The organism is Microbacterium sp. 11MF (assembly GCF_000383475.1).
Lineage (GTDB): Bacteria > Actinomycetota > Actinomycetes > Actinomycetales > Microbacteriaceae > Microbacterium > Microbacterium aquilitoris.
Genome location: NZ_KB911459.1, coordinates 1,320,367 through 1,338,196 on the forward strand (window position 1 = coordinate 1,320,367; position 17,830 = coordinate 1,338,196).

At 69.3% G+C, this 17,830-nt stretch carries 16 protein-coding genes; 3 read left to right on the forward strand and 13 right to left on the reverse strand.

From position 1 onward, the window contains the following. Nucleotides 1-9: 9 nt before the first annotated feature. The 9 genes from ftsW to H286_RS0106615 form a co-directional block, all read right to left on the reverse strand. Nucleotides 10-1,224: a putative lipid II flippase FtsW gene (ftsW, locus tag H286_RS0106575; RefSeq protein WP_018186457.1), complete on the reverse strand. Its 1,215-nt coding sequence runs from the start codon at nucleotides 1,222-1,224 to the stop codon at nucleotides 10-12. Beyond that, nucleotides 1,181-2,722, reverse strand: coding sequence for a UDP-N-acetylmuramoyl-L-alanine--D-glutamate ligase (gene murD, locus H286_RS0106580; RefSeq protein ID WP_020097540.1), 1,542 nt, complete (start codon nucleotides 2,720-2,722; stop codon nucleotides 1,181-1,183). Before murD ends, ftsW begins: the two co-directional genes overlap by 44 nt. Continuing rightward, the gene (mraY, locus tag H286_RS0106585) at nucleotides 2,719-3,828 is read right to left on the reverse strand and encodes a phospho-N-acetylmuramoyl-pentapeptide-transferase (protein ID WP_018186455.1); all 1,110 of its coding nucleotides are present in this window, start codon (nucleotides 3,826-3,828) and stop codon (nucleotides 2,719-2,721) included. Before mraY ends, murD begins: the two co-directional genes overlap by 4 nt. Continuing rightward, the gene (locus tag H286_RS0106590) at nucleotides 3,825-5,237 is read right to left on the reverse strand and encodes a UDP-N-acetylmuramoyl-tripeptide--D-alanyl-D-alanine ligase (protein ID WP_020097541.1); all 1,413 of its coding nucleotides are present in this window, start codon (nucleotides 5,235-5,237) and stop codon (nucleotides 3,825-3,827) included. Before H286_RS0106590 ends, mraY begins: the two co-directional genes overlap by 4 nt. Nucleotides 5,238-5,266: 29 nt before the next feature. Continuing rightward, a complete protein-coding gene (locus H286_RS0106595; RefSeq protein WP_020097542.1) occupies nucleotides 5,267-7,078 on the reverse strand; it encodes a peptidoglycan D,D-transpeptidase FtsI family protein in 1,812 nt (603 codons plus the stop codon). Between the two features lie 4 nt (nucleotides 7,079-7,082). After that, nucleotides 7,083-7,691 carry a hypothetical protein gene (locus H286_RS0106600; RefSeq protein WP_020097543.1) on the reverse strand — a complete coding sequence of 203 codons (609 nt, stop codon included), beginning with the start codon at nucleotides 7,689-7,691 and terminating at the stop codon, nucleotides 7,083-7,085. Next, the gene (gene rsmH, locus H286_RS0106605; protein ID WP_020097544.1) at nucleotides 7,688-8,689 is read right to left on the reverse strand and encodes a 16S rRNA (cytosine(1402)-N(4))-methyltransferase RsmH; all 1,002 of its coding nucleotides are present in this window, start codon (nucleotides 8,687-8,689) and stop codon (nucleotides 7,688-7,690) included. The genes H286_RS0106600 and rsmH overlap by 4 nt, the downstream gene beginning before the upstream one ends. A 62-nt stretch (nucleotides 8,690-8,751) precedes the next feature. After that, entirely contained in the window at nucleotides 8,752-9,183 is a 432-nt protein-coding gene (mraZ, locus tag H286_RS0106610; protein WP_018186450.1) for a division/cell wall cluster transcriptional repressor MraZ, read from the reverse strand. A gap of 225 nt (nucleotides 9,184-9,408) precedes the next feature. After that, nucleotides 9,409-9,786, reverse strand: coding sequence for a DUF3040 domain-containing protein (locus H286_RS0106615; RefSeq protein ID WP_020097545.1), 378 nt, complete (start codon nucleotides 9,784-9,786; stop codon nucleotides 9,409-9,411). Nucleotides 9,787-9,846: 60 nt separating this feature from the next. Here H286_RS0106615 and H286_RS0106620 point away from each other — a divergent pair, with 60 nt between their 5' ends. Then, a complete protein-coding gene (locus tag H286_RS0106620; protein ID WP_018186448.1) occupies nucleotides 9,847-10,944 on the forward strand; it encodes a polyprenyl synthetase family protein in 1,098 nt (365 codons plus the stop codon). A gap of 17 nt (nucleotides 10,945-10,961) precedes the next feature. Here the strand turns inward: H286_RS0106620 and H286_RS0106625 are convergent, their stop codons facing one another. Continuing rightward, nucleotides 10,962-11,288 (reverse strand): Rv2175c family DNA-binding protein, encoded by a 327-nt coding sequence (locus H286_RS0106625; protein ID WP_020665428.1) that lies wholly within the window; start codon nucleotides 11,286-11,288, stop codon nucleotides 10,962-10,964. Nucleotides 11,289-11,499: 211 nt separating this feature from the next. Between H286_RS0106625 and H286_RS0106630 the strand changes: the two genes are divergently transcribed. Together H286_RS0106630 and pknB are read left to right on the forward strand one after the other, a co-directional pair. Next, nucleotides 11,500-12,636, forward strand: a complete 1,137-nt coding sequence (locus H286_RS0106630) for a LysM peptidoglycan-binding domain-containing protein (RefSeq protein WP_020097547.1) — start codon at nucleotides 11,500-11,502, stop codon at nucleotides 12,634-12,636. Between the two features lie 71 nt (nucleotides 12,637-12,707). Continuing rightward, nucleotides 12,708-14,666, forward strand: a complete 1,959-nt coding sequence (pknB, locus tag H286_RS0106635) for a Stk1 family PASTA domain-containing Ser/Thr kinase (RefSeq protein ID WP_020097548.1) — start codon at nucleotides 12,708-12,710, stop codon at nucleotides 14,664-14,666. A 68-nt stretch (nucleotides 14,667-14,734) separates the two neighbouring features. Here the strand turns inward: pknB and H286_RS0106640 are convergent, their stop codons facing one another. From H286_RS0106640 to H286_RS0106650, 3 genes are all read right to left on the reverse strand, one after another. Next, nucleotides 14,735-16,063 (reverse strand): class II 3-deoxy-7-phosphoheptulonate synthase, encoded by a 1,329-nt coding sequence (locus tag H286_RS0106640; RefSeq protein ID WP_018186444.1) that lies wholly within the window; start codon nucleotides 16,061-16,063, stop codon nucleotides 14,735-14,737. A 62-nt stretch (nucleotides 16,064-16,125) separates the two neighbouring features. After that, the gene (locus tag H286_RS14480) at nucleotides 16,126-16,812 is read right to left on the reverse strand and encodes a lysophospholipid acyltransferase family protein (RefSeq protein ID WP_036324138.1); all 687 of its coding nucleotides are present in this window, start codon (nucleotides 16,810-16,812) and stop codon (nucleotides 16,126-16,128) included. Nucleotide 16,813: 1 nt separating this feature from the next. Then, nucleotides 16,814-17,749 carry an ROK family glucokinase gene (locus H286_RS0106650; RefSeq protein WP_018186442.1) on the reverse strand — a complete coding sequence of 312 codons (936 nt, stop codon included), beginning with the start codon at nucleotides 17,747-17,749 and terminating at the stop codon, nucleotides 16,814-16,816. Nucleotides 17,750-17,830: the final 81 nt, after the last annotated feature.

Consider the following 17,830-nt stretch of genomic DNA (forward strand, 5'->3'; position numbering starts at 1 on the left):
GGATCGAGCCTACCGGCGGGGTGCCGGCGCCACCGGCGGGGCCGCCGGCAGCGTGCGCGCGAACGCCAGCAGTGCGCCGCAGGCCATGAGCACGGACACGAGCGACGTGCCGCCCTGCGACATGAACGGCAGCGGGACGCCGAGCACCGGGAACACCCGGAGCACGACGCCGATGTTGATGAGGGCCTGTCCGACGACCCACACGGTGATCCCGCCCGCGGCGATGCGGATGAACGGGTCGTTCGTCTTGCGGATGACGTGGAACGCGCCGACGGCGAACAGGGTGAACAGGGCGAGTACGACGATGCAGCCGATGAGACCGAGTTCCTCACCGACGATCGCGAAGATGTAGTCGTGGGATGCCGCGGGCAACCACGCGTACTTCTCACGCGAGTTCCCGAGGCCGAGGCCGAAGACGCCGCCGCTGGCGAGCCCCCAGATGCCGTGGAGCGGTTGATAGCAGCCGTTGTAGTAGTCGTCGAGGCAGTTCGGGTTGAGGAAGCTCGTGATGCGCGCCATGCGGTTGGCGCTCGTCAGCGCCAGGAATCCGACGATCACGACGGCGGCGACCACGGGGATGACGAACACCCGGAGCTTGACGCCCGAGAAGAAGAGCGCGCCGAGCAGGATCAGCACGAGGATCATGGCCGTACCGAGGTCCTTGCCGGCCAGGACCGAGCCGATCACCATGATCGAGACCGGAACGACCGGGATGAAGACGTGGCGCCAGAGGCCGAGAAGCGTGTGCTTCCGGTAGAGGACGTAGCCGAGCCAGAGGGCGAAGGCGAGCTTCAGGAACTCGGACGGCTGCGCCTGGACCCCGGCGATCGAGATCCAGTTGCGGTTGCCGTCGAAGTCGTAGCCGAGGCCCGTGAACACCAGCAGCTGGAAAGCCTGCGCGACGCCCAGGGCGATCCAGGAGATCCGCTTCCAGAACAGCACCGGCAGCCGGCTGAACACGAACATGAGCGGGACGCCGAGGACCGCGAACATCGCCTGTCGGAGCACCGTCTGGAACGGCCCGCCCTCGGCCCCTGTCGCCATGGTCGCCGACAGCACCATCACGAGTCCGAAGATCGTCAGGATCAGCGCCGTCGAGGCGATGAGCAGGAACTCGCTCGGGACCGGTGCGAAGACCTTGCCGAGGGCGACGCGCGCCGTGAAGGCGGACGAGCCGCGGTCAGCCGGATCCGACGGGGCCGGACGGTCGGTCGTGGTTGTCACCGGCGTCCTTTCCGATCCGTGCGTTCACCGCGGCGGCGAAGCGCCGGCCGCGATCCGAGTACGAGGCGAACTGGTCGAAGGATGCCGCTGCCGGAGCGAGGAGGACCACGTCTCCGTCGTGCGCGACGTCCGCCGCACGGGCGACGACCTCGGTCATGACGTCCTCAGTCTGAGCGTGGTCGACCTCGAACAGCGGCACCGTCGGGGCGTGTCGCCCGAAAGCCGCGACGATCTCGGACCGTTCGACTCCGATGACGATCGCGGCTTTCACCGAGGGGCCGCGAGAGGCGACCAGATCGTCGATGTCGACGCCCTTCAGCAGACCGCCGATGATCCAGACGGCACCGGGGTACGCCTGGAGCGAGGATGCCGCCGCGTGCGGGTTCGTGGCCTTCGAGTCGTCGATCCACGTGACACCGCCCGCGACCGCCACGACCTCGATCCGGTGCGGATCGAGGCGGAAGCCGCGGAGGGCGTCGCGGATGGCGGCCGGCGGGACGTCGAACGAGCGGGCGATGGCTGCGGCGGCCAGGATGTTCGCGACGACGTGCGGTGCGGCGAGCCCCGCCTCCGCCAGCTCGTCGACCGTCGTGAGCTCGAGGGCGTTCGTGCGACGCTCCTCGAGGAACGCCCGGTCGACGAGGATGCCGTCGACGACGCCGAGGTCGCTCGGCCCCGGGACGCCGAGATCGAAGCCGATGGCGCGGCATCCCTCGACGACCTCCGCATCCTCGACCATCTCGCGCGTCGCGACGTCGCTCTTGTTGTAGACGCAAGCCACGCGGGTGCGCTGGTAGACGACGGCCTTCGCATCCCGATAGGCGTCGAAGGAGCCGTGCCACTCGAGGTGGTCGGCTGCCAGGTTCAGACAGACGCTCGCGTGCGGGGACACCCGACCGTCGCCGTCCTGCAGACCGAGGTACCAGAGCTGATGGCTCGACACCTCGACCACGAGGACGTCGAACCCGGCCGGGTCACGCACCGCGTCGAGGACGGGGACCCCGATGTTGCCGCAGGGCGCAGCGCGGAGGCCGCCGGCCACGAGCATCGTGGCGGTGAGCTGGGTTGTCGTGGTCTTGCCGTTCGTGCCCGTGATGAGCACCCAGTCTGCGGGGGTTCCGTCGGGCCGCAGGACCTTGTCGCGGACGCGCCAGGCGAGCTCGATGTCGCCCCAGACGGCGACGCCCGCGTTCTGCGCCCACGCCACCACAGGGTGGTGCGGCGGGAATCCCGGCGAGGCGATGACGACATCGGGACGGTGAGCGACGAGTTCGTCGGGGACGGAGTCGAGGGGACCCTCCCACAGCCGTGCGCCGATCACCGGGAGGAGACGGGAGTACTCCTCGCCGGCGTCCTCCGTGACCACGAGGACGTCCGATCCCAGCTCCGCCAGGGTGTCGGCGACCGAGAAGCCCGTCATCGACAGGCCGAGGACGGCGACGCGCAGGCCCGACCAGTCGGCGTGCCAACTGGTGAGGCGGGCGAGATCCGCGGTCACAGTGCAGCCAGCCAGCCCGCGTAGAACAGGGCGACGCCGAAGATCGCCAGGATGCCGGCGATGACCCACATCCGTACGACGATCGTGATCTCGGGCCAGCCACGCATCTCGAGATGGTGGTGGAACGGGCTCATGAGGAAGAGACGCTTGCCGCCGGTCGCCTTGAAGTAGTACCGCTGCAGGATGACCGATGCGGGGGCGATGATGAAGACGCCGGCGAGGATGATGGAGAGGATCTCGGTGCGGCTGAGGACGGCCATCGCGACGATGACGCCGCCGATCGCCATCGACCCGACATCACCCATGAACATCTTCGCCTTCGGAGCGTTCCACCAGAGGAAGCCGACGAGGGCGCCGACGAACGAGGCGGCGACGATCGTGAGCCCCATGGGATCGCGCGTGTCGTAACAGGCTGCGGTGTATTCCGTCACGAGGGCGGCCGAATGGCAGCGCTGCTGCAGCTGCCAGAACGTCACGAGGCTGTAGGCGGACACCGTGAAGATGCCGGCACCCGTCGCCAGGCCGTCGAGCCCGTCCGTGAGGTTCGTCGCATTCGACCAGGCGACCGACATGAACGAGATCCACAGGAGGTAGAGGATCCAGCCCGCCACCGCGCCGAGAGCCATGAACGAGAGCGTCGGGATGTCGCGGAAGAACGAGATGTACGCGGATCCGGGCGTCTCGCCGTACTGGTTCTTGAAGTTGAGCGCCATGATGGCGAACGGCACGGCGACGGCGATCTGACCGACGATCTTCCGCCACCCCGACAGACCGAGGCTCCGCTGCGAACGGACCTTCATGTAGTCGTCGATGAAGCCGATGATGCCGAGGCCGACCATCATCCAGAGGACGAGCAGGCCCGAGATCGTGGGCTCGGTGCCGCCGGTGTAGCTGCCGACGAAGAAACCGACGATCGTGCCCAGGATGAAGACGATGCCGCCCATCGTCGGCGTCCCGCGCTTCGTGTGGTGGCTCGGGTTGTGGGCGTCCTCGGGGGTGCGGATGACCTGACCCCAGCCGATCTTCCGGAAGAGCCGGATGAACAGCGGGGTCAGGAACAGGGTGAAGGCCAACGAGATCGTCGCGGCGGCCAGCAGGGATCTCACGAGAAGAATTCTCCCAGACGGTCGCCGAGGAACCTGAGCCCGGCGGAGTTGGAAGACTTCACCAGCACGCGATCACCGTCGCGCAGCTCGGCCGTCAGGTAGTCGTAGGCGTCGTCGGCGGTCTCGAAGAAGACGGCTTCGCCGTCCCACGAGCCTTCGCTGATCGCTGCCAGGAAAAGGCGTCGCGCGGCGGTGCCGATCACGACGATGCGCTCGTAGCGCAGGCGCACGGCCTGGAGCCCGATGCGATCGTGCTCCTCGCCCGCCTGCTCGCCGAGCTCGGACATGGCCCCCAGCACCGCGACCTTCCGCTGGCCGGGCGCGGTGATCTGTGCGACCGTCCGCAGCGCCGCGGCCATCGAGTCGGGGCTCGCGTTGTAGGCGTCGTTGATGATGCGGACGCTGTCCGTGCCGAGCGGCTGCATCCGCCAACGCTCCGCGATCTCGACCGTCCCGATGCGGGCGATCGCGTCGGCGGGGTCGACTCCGAGCAGCTGGGCGACCGTGATGGCGGCCAGCGCGTTCATCACATGGTGCTCGCCGAGGACGCGCAGGTGGAGCGGGATGCTGCGGCCGTCGACGTGGACGGTGGCAGTGGTCCCGGATGCCGTGACCTCGACGTCCTCGGCGCGGACGTCGGCGGCGGGCCCGCGGCCGAACCAGCGAACTGCGGCGCCGCGCTCGTCGGCCGCCGTCGCCATCGCGGCGACGCGGGCGTCATCGGCGTTGAGGACGGCGGTGCCGCCGGGTCGCAAGGCCTGGACCAGTTCGGTCTTCGCCTTCTGCGTGGCTTCGACACCGCCGAACCCGCCTGCGTGCGCGAGGCCCACCATCAGGACGGCGCCGATGTCGGGGGTGATGAGTCCGGCGAGTTCGGCGATGCGACCCGGACGGGAGGCGCCCAGCTCGCTCACGAGGAAGCGGGTGTCGTCGGTGACGCGGAGCATCGTGACGGGGGCGCCCACCTCGTTGTTGAACGACGCGCGGGGCGCGACGGTGGGACCTTCGTCCTCGAGGATGCGGGCGAGGAGGTTCTTCGTCGTCGTCTTGCCGTTGGAGCCTGTGATGCCCACGACGCGCAGGTCTCCCCCGGCGCGCACGCGCGCCACCACCTCGCGCGCCAAGGAGCCGAGGGCGGCCACGGCGTCGCCGACGACGATCTGCGAGACGGCGGCCGTCACGGGACATTCGACGATGGCGAGGGTCGCACCGGAGGCGACGGCTGCGTCGACGAACAGGTGGCCGTCAGTGACGTCACCCGGCTTGGCGACGAAGACGGAGCCCGGCCCCATCTCGCGCGAGTCGGTGTCGACGGTGCCTGAGACGACCGTCTCGGGAGTGTCGGTGCCGTGGACGTGCAGTGTGCCGCCGACGGCGTGCGTCACCTCGGCGAGCGTCATGCGGATCATGCTGGGGTGTTCTCCTCGTGCGCTCGGGTTCAGCCTGTGACGGGCAGGAGGGGGGTCTCCGAGCCCGACGGCATGACGCGGTAGTGCGTGAGCACCTGCGCCATCGCCTTCTTGAACACCGAGCGGTTGGCCGACGACATGCGCTGCTTCTTGGGCTCGTCGAAGACCGTCAGGACAACATACTTCGGATCCTCCGCCGGGGCGAAGCCGACGAGAGACGTGAAGTAGAGGTTCTTCTTGTAGCCGCCGTGGCCGTCGGAGATCTGGGCGGTGCCGGTCTTGCCGCCCATCCGGTAGCCGGGGAGGGCGACGTCGTCGGCCAGCGTTCCCTGCGCGAACACATTCTCGAGCATGAGAGACACCTCCTTCGCCGTCTCCTCCTTGATGACCCGTTCGGGCTTCGCCAGCTTCGGCGTCACGACGTGGCCGTCCGGCTTCGTGCACGACTCGACGAGGGATGCCGGCATCCGGACACCGCCGTTGGCGAAGGTCTGGTAGGCGTTGGCGACCTGGACGGCCGTGACAGTGAACGCCTGGCCGAAGGTGGTCGCGTACTTCGTCTGGTTGTCCCACGTGTCGGCGGGGTTGAGGATGCGTTCGGGTTCACCGGACCAGCCCAGACCGTCCTGCTGACCGGCACCGAACTTCTTCAGGTAGTCGTACCGGGTCTGCGGGTCGACCATCGCGCCGAACTGCGACATGGCGACGTTGGACGAGGTGACCAGGCCACCGTTGAGGGTGAGGTTCTGGGTGGCGTGGTTCTCGGAGTCGTTGACGACGGCGCCGTTGTCGAAGACCATCCGGTCGGGGACGGTGACCGTCGTCTCCGGGGTCACGCCGGCCTGTTCGATCGCGGTCGCCGCGGTCACGGGCTTGAAGGTCGAGCCCGGCTCGAACGAGAACCGGAGGAGGCGCGAACCGCGGTCGGCGGAGTCGCTGGCACCGGGATCGTTGGGGTCCACGGTGTCGGTCTCGGCCAGCGCACGGATCTTGCCCGTGGCGACCTCCATCACGAGGATGCCGCCCCAGTTGGCCTGGTACCGCTGGGTCTCCTCGGCGATGAGCTGCTGCATGTACCACTGCAGATCGGAGTCGATCGTCAGCTTCAGGGTGCCGCCGTCGACCGCGGGCTTCTCGACCGCTGTGCCGGGGATGGTGACCCCGTTGGCGCCCAGCTGGTACTTGATGCTGCCGCTCGTGGGTTCGAGGCACGAGTCCTGGAGCTTCTCCACGCCCTCGAGGGGCTGTCCGTCCGAGCCGACGAAGCCGATGATGTTCCCGCCGACCGCACCGTCCGGGTAGGACCGGGAGGCGACGGGCTCGAAGGAGAGGAAGGGGATCTGCAGATCTGCGAGCTTGCGGAACTCCGCCGTCGAGACGAGCCGCTTGATCACCTGATACCGGTTCTTGGGGTCTTTCGCGTAGGCGTCGTCGACGATCGCCCGCACGTCGTCGACGTCCTGACCCGTGACGTCGGCGATCCGGGCCGCGATCTCGGGCCAGGTGACGGTCTCGGGTTCGCCGGCATCGTTCTTGACGACGGCACCGTTCTCGTCGCGGAGCGACATGCCCTTGGCTGCGAGCATCGGGTCGATCGCCACGTTGTAACGCAGCATGCTCGTCGCGAGCGGCTTACCGTTCGTGTCGACGATCGAGCCGCGCGCACCTTCCAGCTCGGAGGTCTTCTGCATCCCCTTGCTGAACGCGTCCGCAACGTGCTGGCTGGCGTTGACGATCTGGATGTCCACCAGGCGGACGACGAACGCGACGAGGACGACGAGGACGACGGCGAGGGCGACGACGGTGCGACGGCGCGGGCTTCGGGTTGCTCGGGTCGTCATGTTCTCAGTGTGTGGCGGGGGTCGGCAGTCCGTCGGTGATCGACGGGGGTGTCGGCGTATTGGCCAGCAGCTCCTTGTCGAGGGATGCGCCGGAGTCGAGGCTCGCCTCCGGATCGGTGACGAGCGGGACCCCTGCGACGAGGGCGTTCGAGACGGCGGCGCGGGACAGCGCCTGGACCGACGAGGTGTCCGACGCGCCCTTCGTCGGGCCCAGGGTCCTACCGTCGCTCAGGCGGATGTAGCTCGGCTCCCCGCCGGCGACGAGGCCGAGCGCGGACGCGTTGGCGGCGAGGTACTGCGGCGAACTGAGTCCGGCCACCTCGTCCTCGAGGATCTGCTTCTGGTAGTTGGCGTCGCGCTGCTGTGAGGTGAGGTCCTTGACCTCGAACGCGCCCTGGGTCGTCACGATCGAGAGCCCCATCTGCACGCCGGCGATCGCGAGAGCACCGACGACGGCGATCACGCCGAACGCCCGACGGGGACGACGGCGAGGCTGAGGAGCGATGCCGACGCCCGCCCGACCGACCGGTCGGAGGGACGGCGCCGCCGACCCGAGGAGGATCTCATCGGGCGCGGTGTCGATGGCGGTGGTGGCCAGGGCAGAAGCGCTCATGACGCCTCCCTCACTCTCTCGGCCGCACGCAGCCGCACCGGGGTGGCACGCGGGTTGCGGATCTTCTCTTCGTCGGACGCCAGCTCTGCACCCTTGGTGAGGAGCCGGAAACGGGGGGCATGCTCGGGAGGCTCGATGGGCAGCCCGGCAGGAGCGGTGGAGCGGGTCGACTCGGCGAACACGCGCTTGACGAGTCGGTCTTCGAGGGACTGGTACGACATGACGACGATCCGACCTGAGACGGGCAGGATGCCGAGGGCCGCCGGCAGGGCGCGCTCGAGCACCGCCAGCTCGCCGTTGACCTCGATGCGCAGCGCCTGGAAGACGCGCTTGGCGGGGTGACCGCTGCGCTCGCGCTGGACGGCCATCGGGGTGGCCGCGATGAGGATGTCGACGAGGTGCGCGGAGCGCTCGATCGGAGCCTCCTGCCGAGCGGCGATGATCGCCCTGGCGTAGCGACCGGCGAGCTTCTCGTCGCCGTAGCGTTCGAAGATCCGTCGCAGGTCGCCCTCGCCGTAGGTCGCGACGATGTCCGCCGCCGTCGTGCCGGCAGTCTGGTCCATCCGCATGTCGAGCGGTGCGTCCTTCGAGTACGCGAATCCGCGGTCTGCCTCGTCCAGCTGCAGTGAGGAGACGCCGAGGTCGAAGAGGATGCCGTCCGCATGCGAGAAACCGGCACCGCGAACCGCGTCGGCGATGCCGTCGTAGACGGTGTGCACGAGGGTGATGCGGTCGCCGAAGCGGGCGAGCCTCTCCCCCGCGATGCGGAGAGCGTCCGTGTCGCGGTCCAGACCGATGAGGTGAACGGCGGGGAAGCGTTCGAGGAGCGCCTCGGAGTGTCCGCCCATGCCGAGGGTCGCGTCGACGACGACGGCGCCGTCGCGCTGGAGGGCGGGAGCGAGCAGCTCGACGCAGCGGTCGAGCAGGACGGGGGTGTGGATGTCGTCGTGTGCCATGGTGCCTTCGGTTTCCGAGAGGTCCTCGACCCCGATCCCCATCCGCTCCGACCTGGCGCCGGGGAAGTGCGTCAGGGCGTGCGGCTGGGAGTCGCAGTCGAGGATCAGAAGAGTCCTGGGATCACCTCCTGCTCCATGTCCGAGTACGTGTCTTCGTTGCTGTCGGCGTAGGCGTTCCACGCGTCCGAGTTCCAGATCTCGGCGTGCGCGCCGACACCCGTCACGATCAGTTCCCGCTCGAGCCCCGCGTAGGTGCGGAGGTGGGGCGGGATGGTGATGCGGTTCTGCGAGTCGGGCTTCTCGGCGCTCGCGCCCGAGAGGAACATGCGCTGGAAGTCGCGCGCCTGCTTGTTCGTCAGCGGAGCTTCACGGATGCGCTCGTAGACGCGCTCGAACTCGACCGAGCTGAACACGTAGAGGCACCGCTCCTGGCCACGGGTGATCACGACGCCGGGGCCGAGGTCGTCGCGGAACTTCGCCGGAAGGATGACCCGACCTTTGTCATCCAGCTTGGGGGTGTGGGTGCCCAACAACATCGCTCGGTCACCCCCTTCGTCCGGCCCGCTCCAGGATGACACCACTTTACTCCACTTCCCTCCACTCTGCGACTGCTTTCCGCCGCAGCGCCAGGAAATCCGCCACGACGGGGCCGAGTGGCTCCCCGGCATCCGTCACGCGAACACAAAAAAAGCACCGACCCGGAGGTCGGTGCTTCTGAAGTGGAGGGAGGTGGAGCGCCTCAGCTCATCGGTGGCTGATGCTCATCGGTCGTCGTTCCGGCGATCCCATCGATCGTTCATCCGATCCATGAACGACGCGGAAGCGGGGGCGCGCGCGGCACGCGGCTTCCGCGTCCCCGTGGCGGCGCGCGACGCCGCGGCGCCCTTCGCGGGGGTGAAGGCCAGGACCACGCCGACGACCATGACGACGAAAGCCAGGACGCCGACCACGATGAGCGAGGTGGCGACTCCGACGACCAGACCGGCGATGCCGAGGAGCACGAGAACGGAGCCGTAGACGATGTTCCGGTAGCTGAGAGGACCCGTGCCCCGGTCCGCGCTGACTACGTCGGCATCGTTGCGCATGAGATGGCGTTCCATCTCGTCCAGCAGACGCTGCTCCTGCTCTGACAGTGGCATGCATCCCCCTCGGGTCGGTCAGTCAAGTGTACGCGTGCGCGCGATCACTAGGCTAGGCCCGTGCCACACTTCCCCGACCCGATCGTCGTCGTTTCCCAGCGAGTCGAGAGGTTCCTGCAGGCACAGCGCGACGCCGCCGCCGACTTCGGCGCAGAGGCCAGCGCCTTCGTGGAGTCCGGCGCGTCCGCCGCCACCGGCGGCAAAGGGTTCCGCGCCAAGTTCTGCCTCGCCGGCTGGCGGGCCGTCGCGACGGCCGGGACGAGCGGCACGCCCGACATCCCCGAGGTCGTGACCGCGGCATCCGCTGCCCTCGAGATCTTCCACGCGGCCGCCCTCGTCCACGACGACGTCATCGACCGCTCCGACACCCGCCGCGGGCGACCCGCGTCGCACCGCGCGTGGGAGGCGGCGCACCGATCGGAGGCGTGGGCCGGCGACGGCGAGGAGTTCGGGCGGTCGGCCGCGATCCTCCTGGGCGATCTGCTCGTGGCGTGGAGCGACGACCTGCTCGAGGAGGGTCTGGTCGAAGCCGATCCCGACCGGGCCCACCGCGCCCGCGGCGAGTTCGCCCGCATGCGCCGCGAAGTGACGATCGGACAGTTCCTCGACGTCGCCGAGGAATCGGCGTACGTCACCGCCCCCGTCGAGACCCACGCCGATCGCGCGCTCCGGGTCGCCTCGTTGAAGTCGGCGCGGTACAGCGTCCAGCATCCGCTGCAGCTCGGCGCCACGCTCGCTGGAGCGGATGCCGAGCAGTACCGCGCGCTCGGCGACTTCGGGCATCCCATCGGGCTCGCCTTCCAACTGCGCGACGACGTCCTCGGCGTGTTCGGGGACAGCGCGGTGACGGGCAAGCCGGTCGGCGACGACCTCCGCGAGGGGAAGCGGACGCTCCTCATCGCGTACGCGCGGGCCTCGCTCGCGCCGGGCGCTCTCCGGGTGTTCGACGAGCTCATCGGCGATCGCGAGCTGTCACCCGAACAGGTCGGCCATCTGCAGCAGACCATCATCGACACCGGAGCGCTCGCCCTCGTCGAGGAACGGATCTCCGCGTGGGCGGCCGAGGCCGATCGCGCCCTCCGCGGCGCACGCCTCGGCAACGGCGCGGTCAGCGAACTGCGCGACCTCGCACGGGCGGCGACGGTGCGCGCGGCCTGAGCCGCGGCATCCGCTCGTCAGGCGAGCGACTGCGCGACGCGCCGGACCTCGCTCTTACGGCCCTGACGGAGTGCCTCGATCGGCGGGAAGCCGATGGACTCCTCGGGGGCGAGCAGCCAGTCGATCGCCTCGTCGTCCGAGAAACCGGCGTCCTGCAGCACGATGATCGTGCCGCGGAGCGACGAGAGGGGCGCGCCGTCGACGAGGAAGACGGACGGGACGCGCGGCGCCCCGAAGCGGCGGGACGCGACGAGCTGGTGCTCGTCGAGCATGCGACGGACGCGCCCGAGCGGCTCTCCCGTCAGCTCGACCAATTCGGGAAGGCTCAGCCAGTCAGTGGACACGGGCGACTCAGAACTCACCCCTCCACTATCGCATTCCCACCCCGTACTCGCTCATAACACCAGTCACATCCGTCTCATGGATTGACACCAGTCACATCGGCGTGTCACGGTTTCAGCGGGGGGATCCACCGATCTGGGACCGAACGAAGGAATGTCTGTGCGCCGGAACGACGTACTTCCCGCTGCTCTGATTCAGAGAAGCGCCCCGGCGGTGATCGGGTCCATCGCCCTCTCACTGTCTCTCCTCCCCCTCGATGCTGCGTCTGCCGACGAGCGGCGGGTCTCCGCTCCGGAACCGCTGACGGCTCGGGCCTACGCAAGCCCGACATCCGCGACCGCGAAGGTCGACGTCGTCGGGACCGCGGCAGCTGCGCGATCCGTCAAGACGCACGTCGTCGCGCGAGGCGACACCGTCAGCGCCATCGCCGCAGCGCACGGAGTCCGGACCGCCGACGTGCTCACGTGGAACGGGCTCAGCTGGCGTTCGGTGATCCATCCCGGCGACGTGCTGCGGCTCGGCCCCAAGGCCGCCCGGACGAATGCCGCGCCGCCAGCGAAGGCTCCTGCCGCGGCATCCACCTACACCGTGCGTCGCGGCGACACGCTCTGGTCCATCGCGGCTCGTCACGACGTCAGTGTGTCGACGCTGTCCCGCGCGAACGGTCTGGGGGGCTCGACGACCATCCACCCCGGGCAGAAGCTGATCGTCCGCGCCCTCGCCGCGCCGCGCGCCGCTGTGGTCGCTGCGCCGGCCGCCGGACCCGTGCACGAGGTGTCGGCCGGGGAGACGATGTGGGCGATCGCGACGCGGAGCGGTGTCAGCCTCGCGCGGCTCCTCGCGGCCAACGGCCTGGACGAGGGGTCCATCATCTACCCGGGGCAGAAGCTCCGCATCCCGACCGCGAAGCCGGCACCCGCGGCCGCCGGGAAGGCACGCGCCGCCCTCGACGGCGAGCAGATCGCGAACATCAAGACGATCATCTCCGTCGGGCGGGAACGCGGCGTCTCCCGGGACGGCATCGCGATCGCCCTCGCCACCGCGATGGTCGAGTCGTGGATCCGCAACCTCGACGGCGGAGACCGGGACTCGCTGGGACTGTTCCAGCAGCGTCCGAGCGCCGGCTGGGGAACGCAGACGCAGATCCGCGACCCCCGCCGATCCGCCGCCGCGTTCTTCGGCGGTCCGTCTGACCCGAACGGCGACCGCACGCGCGGCCTGCTGGACATCGACGGCTGGGAGGACATGGCGTTCGGGGACGCCGCGCAGGCGGTGCAGATCTCGGCCTACCCCGAGCGGTACGGTCCGTGGAAGGCCGAGGCGTACCGCTGGCTCGAACTGTATGGGTGAGTCCGGACCGGCACCCGAGCGAGGGTGCGCCGTTACCCGGGCTCGCAGGGTCGGCTCCGTAGACTTCTGACGTGAACGCCAACCCGCAGACCGACCCGCTGATCGGCCGCCTGGTCGACGGCCGGTACCGGGTCCGCGGGCGCATCGCGCGCGGCGGGATGGCGACGGTCTACGTCGCCACCGACCTGCGCCTCGAGCGGCGGGTCGCGCTCAAGGTCATGCACGGCCACCTGTCGGACGACACCGTCTTCCAGAACAGGTTCATCCAAGAGGCCCGATCGGCCGCACGACTCGCCGACCCGCACGTCGTCAACGTCTTCGACCAGGGCCAGGACGGCGAGATGGCCTATCTCGTCATGGAGTACCTGCCCGGGATCACTCTGCGAGAACTGCTGCGCGAGCAGAAGCGGCTGACGCTCCCCCAGACGATCACCATCATGGATGCGATCCTCTCGGGGCTCTCGGCCGCGCACCGCGCGGGCATCGTCCACCGCGATGTGAAGCCCGAGAACGTCCTGCTGGCCGAGGACGGTCGCATCAAGATCGGAGACTTCGGCCTGGCGCGCGCGACGAGCGCGAACACGGCGACCGGCCAGATGCTCCTCGGCACGATCGCCTACCTCGCGCCCGAGCTCGTCACGCGGGGGACGGCCGACGCCCGAAGCGACATCTACGCCCTCGGGATCATGCTCTACGAGATGCTCTCCGGCGAACAGCCCTACAAGGGCGAGCAGCCGATGCAGATCGCCTACCAGCACGCGACGCATTCGGTGCCACGCCCGAGCGTGAAGAACGCCGGTGTGCCGGAGCAGCTCGACGAACTCGTCCTCTGGGCGACCGAGCGCTCACCGGAGGATCGCCCCACGGACGCGCGGGAGATGCTCGAGCGTCTCCGTGAGATCGAGAAGGACCTCGGCGTGTTCCCGCAGGTCGTCCGCTCCACGCCCGCGGGAGCCACCGTCGTCGTCGATGATTCGCTCGACTCGGACGAGGTCACGCGTGTCATGCCGGGCACCTTCACGGCCCCCAGCGTCACCACCGAGATCGACAACGCGACCCGGCTCCGCCGTCGATCGCACCGCAACTCCGTCAAGGGGGGCTGGCTCCTCGCCGTGGTGCTGGTGCTCGCCGCCGCGGCAGGCGGACTGGGCTGGTGGTTCGGGTCGGGTCCGGGCTCGCTCGTCGCGGTCCCGGCCGTCGAGGGCATGAGCTTCGACAGCGCGCAGAGCCTGCTCGCCGACAGCGCCCTCGTCGCGCGTCGGAGCGACGTGCACAGCCTGGAGGTTCCCGCGGGCGAGGCGATCGGAACGAAGCCCGGCACCGGGACCTTCCTCGACCGCGACACCACGGTCACGGTGGAGATCTCCGCCGGGCCGGCGACGGCTGATCTCCCGAAGCTCCAGGATCGGACGAGCGCCGAGGTCGAGACGCTGCTGAAGGACAACAGCATCCAGGTCTCGACCACCAAGAAGTACTTCACGAGCTTCGCCGCCGACCGGATCGTGCGCGTGTACGTGACCCAAGCCGGATCGGCCGAGCCGGTGGAGTGCACCGACGGCTGCTCGGTTCCGCAGGGCTCGACCGCGGAGCTGCGCGTGTCGCTCGGCCCCCTCCCCGACGTCACCGGCAAGACCGGCGACGAGGCCACGGACATCCTCGAGAAAGCCGGCATGAGGGTCGAGGAGGACCGGGAGTACAGCAGCAGCGTCGCCGACGACCTCGTCATCCGGGTCGAGGACCGTCCCGGCGGGGGCTCGTGGCAGCAGGGCGAGACCCTGACCATCGTCGTCTCAAACGGTCCCCAGCCGGTCGAGGTGCCCAATGTGGTCGGCGAGACGGTGCGGACCGCCGTCGACCGCCTGCAGGCAGCCGGGTTCAAGGTCAACCCGAACATCGAGGATGCCGAGATCCCGCTGGGCGGTCGATACTGGGACGTCTACCGCGTGAGGTCCATGACGCCCGACGGCGGAAGCCTGCAGCGTCCGGGCACGACGATCAGTCTGACGCCGCAGTTCCAGCCGTTCGGCTGACGCCGGACCGTCGGCATCCGGAGACGACGAAGGCCCGACGGTGAGAACCGTCGGGCCTTCGTCGTGGATCAGCGGTTGCCGAGCTCCTCGGCGACGAGGAACGCCAGCTCGAGAGACTGCATGTGGTTCAGACGCGGGTCGCAGAGCGACTCGTACCGCGTCGCCAGCGTCGCCTCGTCGATCATCTCCGAGCCACCCAGGCACTCCGTCACGTCGTCGCCCGTGAGCTCGACGTGGATGCCGCCCGGGAAGGTGCCGACGGACCGGTGCGCCTCGAAGAAGCCGCGCACCTCGTCGACGACGTCGTCGAAGCGACGCGTCTTGTAGCCGGTCGGCGTCGTGATCCCGTTGCCGTGCATCGGGTCGGTGACCCAGAGCGGGGTGGCACCGGAATCCTTGACGGCCTGCAGGAGCGGGGGCAGGGCGTCGCGGATCTTGCCCGCTCCCATGCGCGTGATGAACGTGAGACGGCCGGGCTCGCGCTCAGGGTCCAGCTTGTCGATGAGCGCCAACGCGGTCTCGGGCGTCGTCGTCGGACCCAGCTTGACCCCGATGGGGTTGCGGATCTTCGAGAAGTAGTCGACGTGCGCGCCGTCGAGCTCGCGCGTGCGCTCCCCCACCCAGAGGAAGTGGGCGGACGTGTTGTACGGCGTGCCCGTCCGCGAGTCGATGCGGGTCATCGGGTGCTCGTAGTCCATGAGCAGGCCCTCGTGGCCCGTGTAGAACTCGACGCCGCGCAGCTCATCGAAGTTCGCTCCTGCGGCCTCCATGAACTTGATGGCGCGGTCGATCTCACCCGCGAGGCGCTCGTAGCGCTGGTTGGCCGGGTTCTTCGCGAAGCCCTGGTTCCAACTGTGCACCTCGCGAAGGTCGGCGAAGCCGCCCTGCGTGAAGGCCCGGATGAGGTTCAGGGTGGATGCCGCTGTGTGGTACCCCTTCAGCAGTCGCTGGGGGTCCGCCGTCCGCGACGCCTCGGTGAAGTCGTAGCCGTTGACGATGTCGCCGCGGTAGGCCGGGAGCGTGACGTCGCCGCGGGTCTCGGTGTCGCTCGACCGAGGCTTGGCGAACTGGCCGGCCATGCGACCCATCTTCACGACGGGCATCGATGCGCCATAGGTCAGCACGACCGCCATCTGCAGGACCGTCTTGATGCGGTCGCGGATCTGCTGAGCCGTCGCACCGGCGAACGTCTCGGCGCAGTCGCCGCCCTGAAGCAGGAACGCCTGACCGGATGCCGCCTTGGCCAGACGCGCGCGGAGGTTGTCGACCTCACCGGCGAAGACGAGCGGCGGGAGGGTCGCGATCTCGGCGGAGACGGCAGCGACCGCATCCGCGTCGGGCCACAGCGGCTGCTGCTTGATCGGGAGCGAGCGCCAGTGGTCGAGAGGAGTGGGCATCCGCACATTCTACCGACGAGGGAGGGGGCCGTCGGTCGTGTGACGCCGGCTCGATCGGCGCCTCAGGCTGCGGCGGGGCGGCGGTCCTTGACCGTGGACGCGTAGACGTCCTCGTACTCCTGCTCCCCCATCCGCTGGAGCGCGACCATGATCTCGTCGGTCACCGATCGCAGCACGAAGCGGTCGGACTCCATGCCGTAGAACCGGCTGAAGTCGAGCGGTTCGCCGATCACCATGCCGACGCGCCCGACACGCGGGATGGAACGTCCGATCGGCATGACGTCGTCGGTGCCGATCATGACCACGGGGATGACGGGGACGCGCGCCGTGAGCGCCATGCGCGCCAGACCGGTCCGGCCCCGGTACAGCTTGCCGTCGGGGCTCCGGGTCCCCTCGGGATAGATCCCCAGGATGTCGCCTCGTCCGAGCACCTGGAGTCCGGTGTTGAGGGATGCCTCCGAGGCCTTGCCGCCGGTGCGGTCGATCGGGATCTGGCCCGTCCCCTGCATGAAGACGCGGGTCGCCCACCCTTTGAGGCCCTTGCCCGTGAAGTAGTCGCTCTTGGCGAGGAAGGACATGGGCCGGTCGATCATCAGCGGCAGGAAGATCGAGTCGCTGACGGACAGGTGGTTGCTGGCGATGATCGCCGCGCCGGATGCCGGGATGTTGCTGCGTCCCACGATCCACGGACGGAAGATCGCCTTCACGATCGGCCCGATGATCAGGTATTTCAGGACCCAGTAGATCATGTCAGACCCGGCCGCCCGCGAGGTCGGCGACACCGATGAGACCGGCGTCGTTGCCCAGGGTGGCGATCGAGAACGAGGCGATGGGCCGCTCGCCGTAGCCGGGAAGCGCCGTCGCATACGCTTCGCGCACGGGATGCAGGAGACGTTCGCCGAGGTCGGCGACGCCGCCGCCGATGACGAAGAGCGCGGGGTCCAGAACCGCCTGGAACCCACCGCACGCCTCACCCAGTGCGGTCGCGACCCGGTGGACCGCCTCGAGCGCGCCCTCGTCACCCGCGGCGATGAGGGCCTCCATCGCCGCGGCGGGGACGATACCCTCGGCCGTCCGGGCGGCGGCGAGACCGGCTCCGAGTGCGCCGGATGCCGCGATGTCCGCGGCCTCCCGCTGCAGCGCCCGTCCCGAGGCGTACTGCTCGAGGCATCCGTTCTGACCGCATCCGCACGCGCGCCCGCCCCGTTCGAAGCGGATGTGGCCGAGCTCGGCCCCGATGCCGTTGCCGCCGACCAGGAGTTCGCCGTCGATGATCGCGGCTCCGCCGACACCCGTGCCGAGGGTGATCATCACCATGTCGCTGACGTCTCGCCCCGCACCGAAGCGGAACTCGCCCCACCCCGCGGCGTTCGCGTCGTTCTCGAGTGTGACGGGGCGGCCGATGCGCCGCTCGAGCTCGTCGCGGAGCGGTTCGTCCGCCCAATCGATGTTGGGAGCGTGCAGGATGACCGAGCGGCTGGCATCGATGAAGCCCGCGGCCGCCACACCGACGGCGTGGACGACGCGATCGGCGACCAGCTCGTCGACCATGGCCGCGACCGCGTCCGCAAGGGCATCGGGGTCCGTCGGCGTGGGCACGCGGCGCCGATCGACGATCGTCCCGTCCGGATCGACGACGCCGCCGGCGATCTTGGTCCCACCGATGTCGATGCCGACGTTGAGCACGCCACTCCCCTCCGCGCGTGCGCGGTCGCACGGCATCCGTGAGTCTAATGGGGCGGGCGAATCCGGACAGTCGCCACGGGA

Excerpts from the sequence above, each read along its gene's own strand:
- rsmH (WP_020097544.1), bottom strand. The coding sequence starts at position 8,689 with ATGGGGATCGGGGTCGAGGACCTCTCGGAAACCGAAGGCACCATGGCA.
- H286_RS0106590 (WP_020097541.1), bottom strand. The coding sequence starts at position 5,237 with ATGATCCGCATGACGCTCGCCGAGGTGACGCACGCCGTCGGCGGCACA.
- H286_RS0106640 (WP_018186444.1), bottom strand. The coding sequence starts at position 16,063 with ATGCCCACTCCTCTCGACCACTGGCGCTCGCTCCCGATCAAGCAGCAG.
- mraZ (WP_018186450.1), bottom strand. The coding sequence starts at position 9,183 with ATGTTGTTGGGCACCCACACCCCCAAGCTGGATGACAAAGGTCGGGTC.
- H286_RS14480 (WP_036324138.1), bottom strand. The coding sequence starts at position 16,812 with ATGATCTACTGGGTCCTGAAATACCTGATCATCGGGCCGATCGTGAAG.
- H286_RS0106600 (WP_020097543.1), bottom strand. The coding sequence starts at position 7,691 with ATGAGCGCTTCTGCCCTGGCCACCACCGCCATCGACACCGCGCCCGAT.
- H286_RS0106595 (WP_020097542.1), bottom strand. The coding sequence starts at position 7,078 with ATGACGACCCGAGCAACCCGAAGCCCGCGCCGTCGCACCGTCGTCGCC.
- H286_RS0106615 (WP_020097545.1), bottom strand. The coding sequence starts at position 9,786 with ATGCCACTGTCAGAGCAGGAGCAGCGTCTGCTGGACGAGATGGAACGC.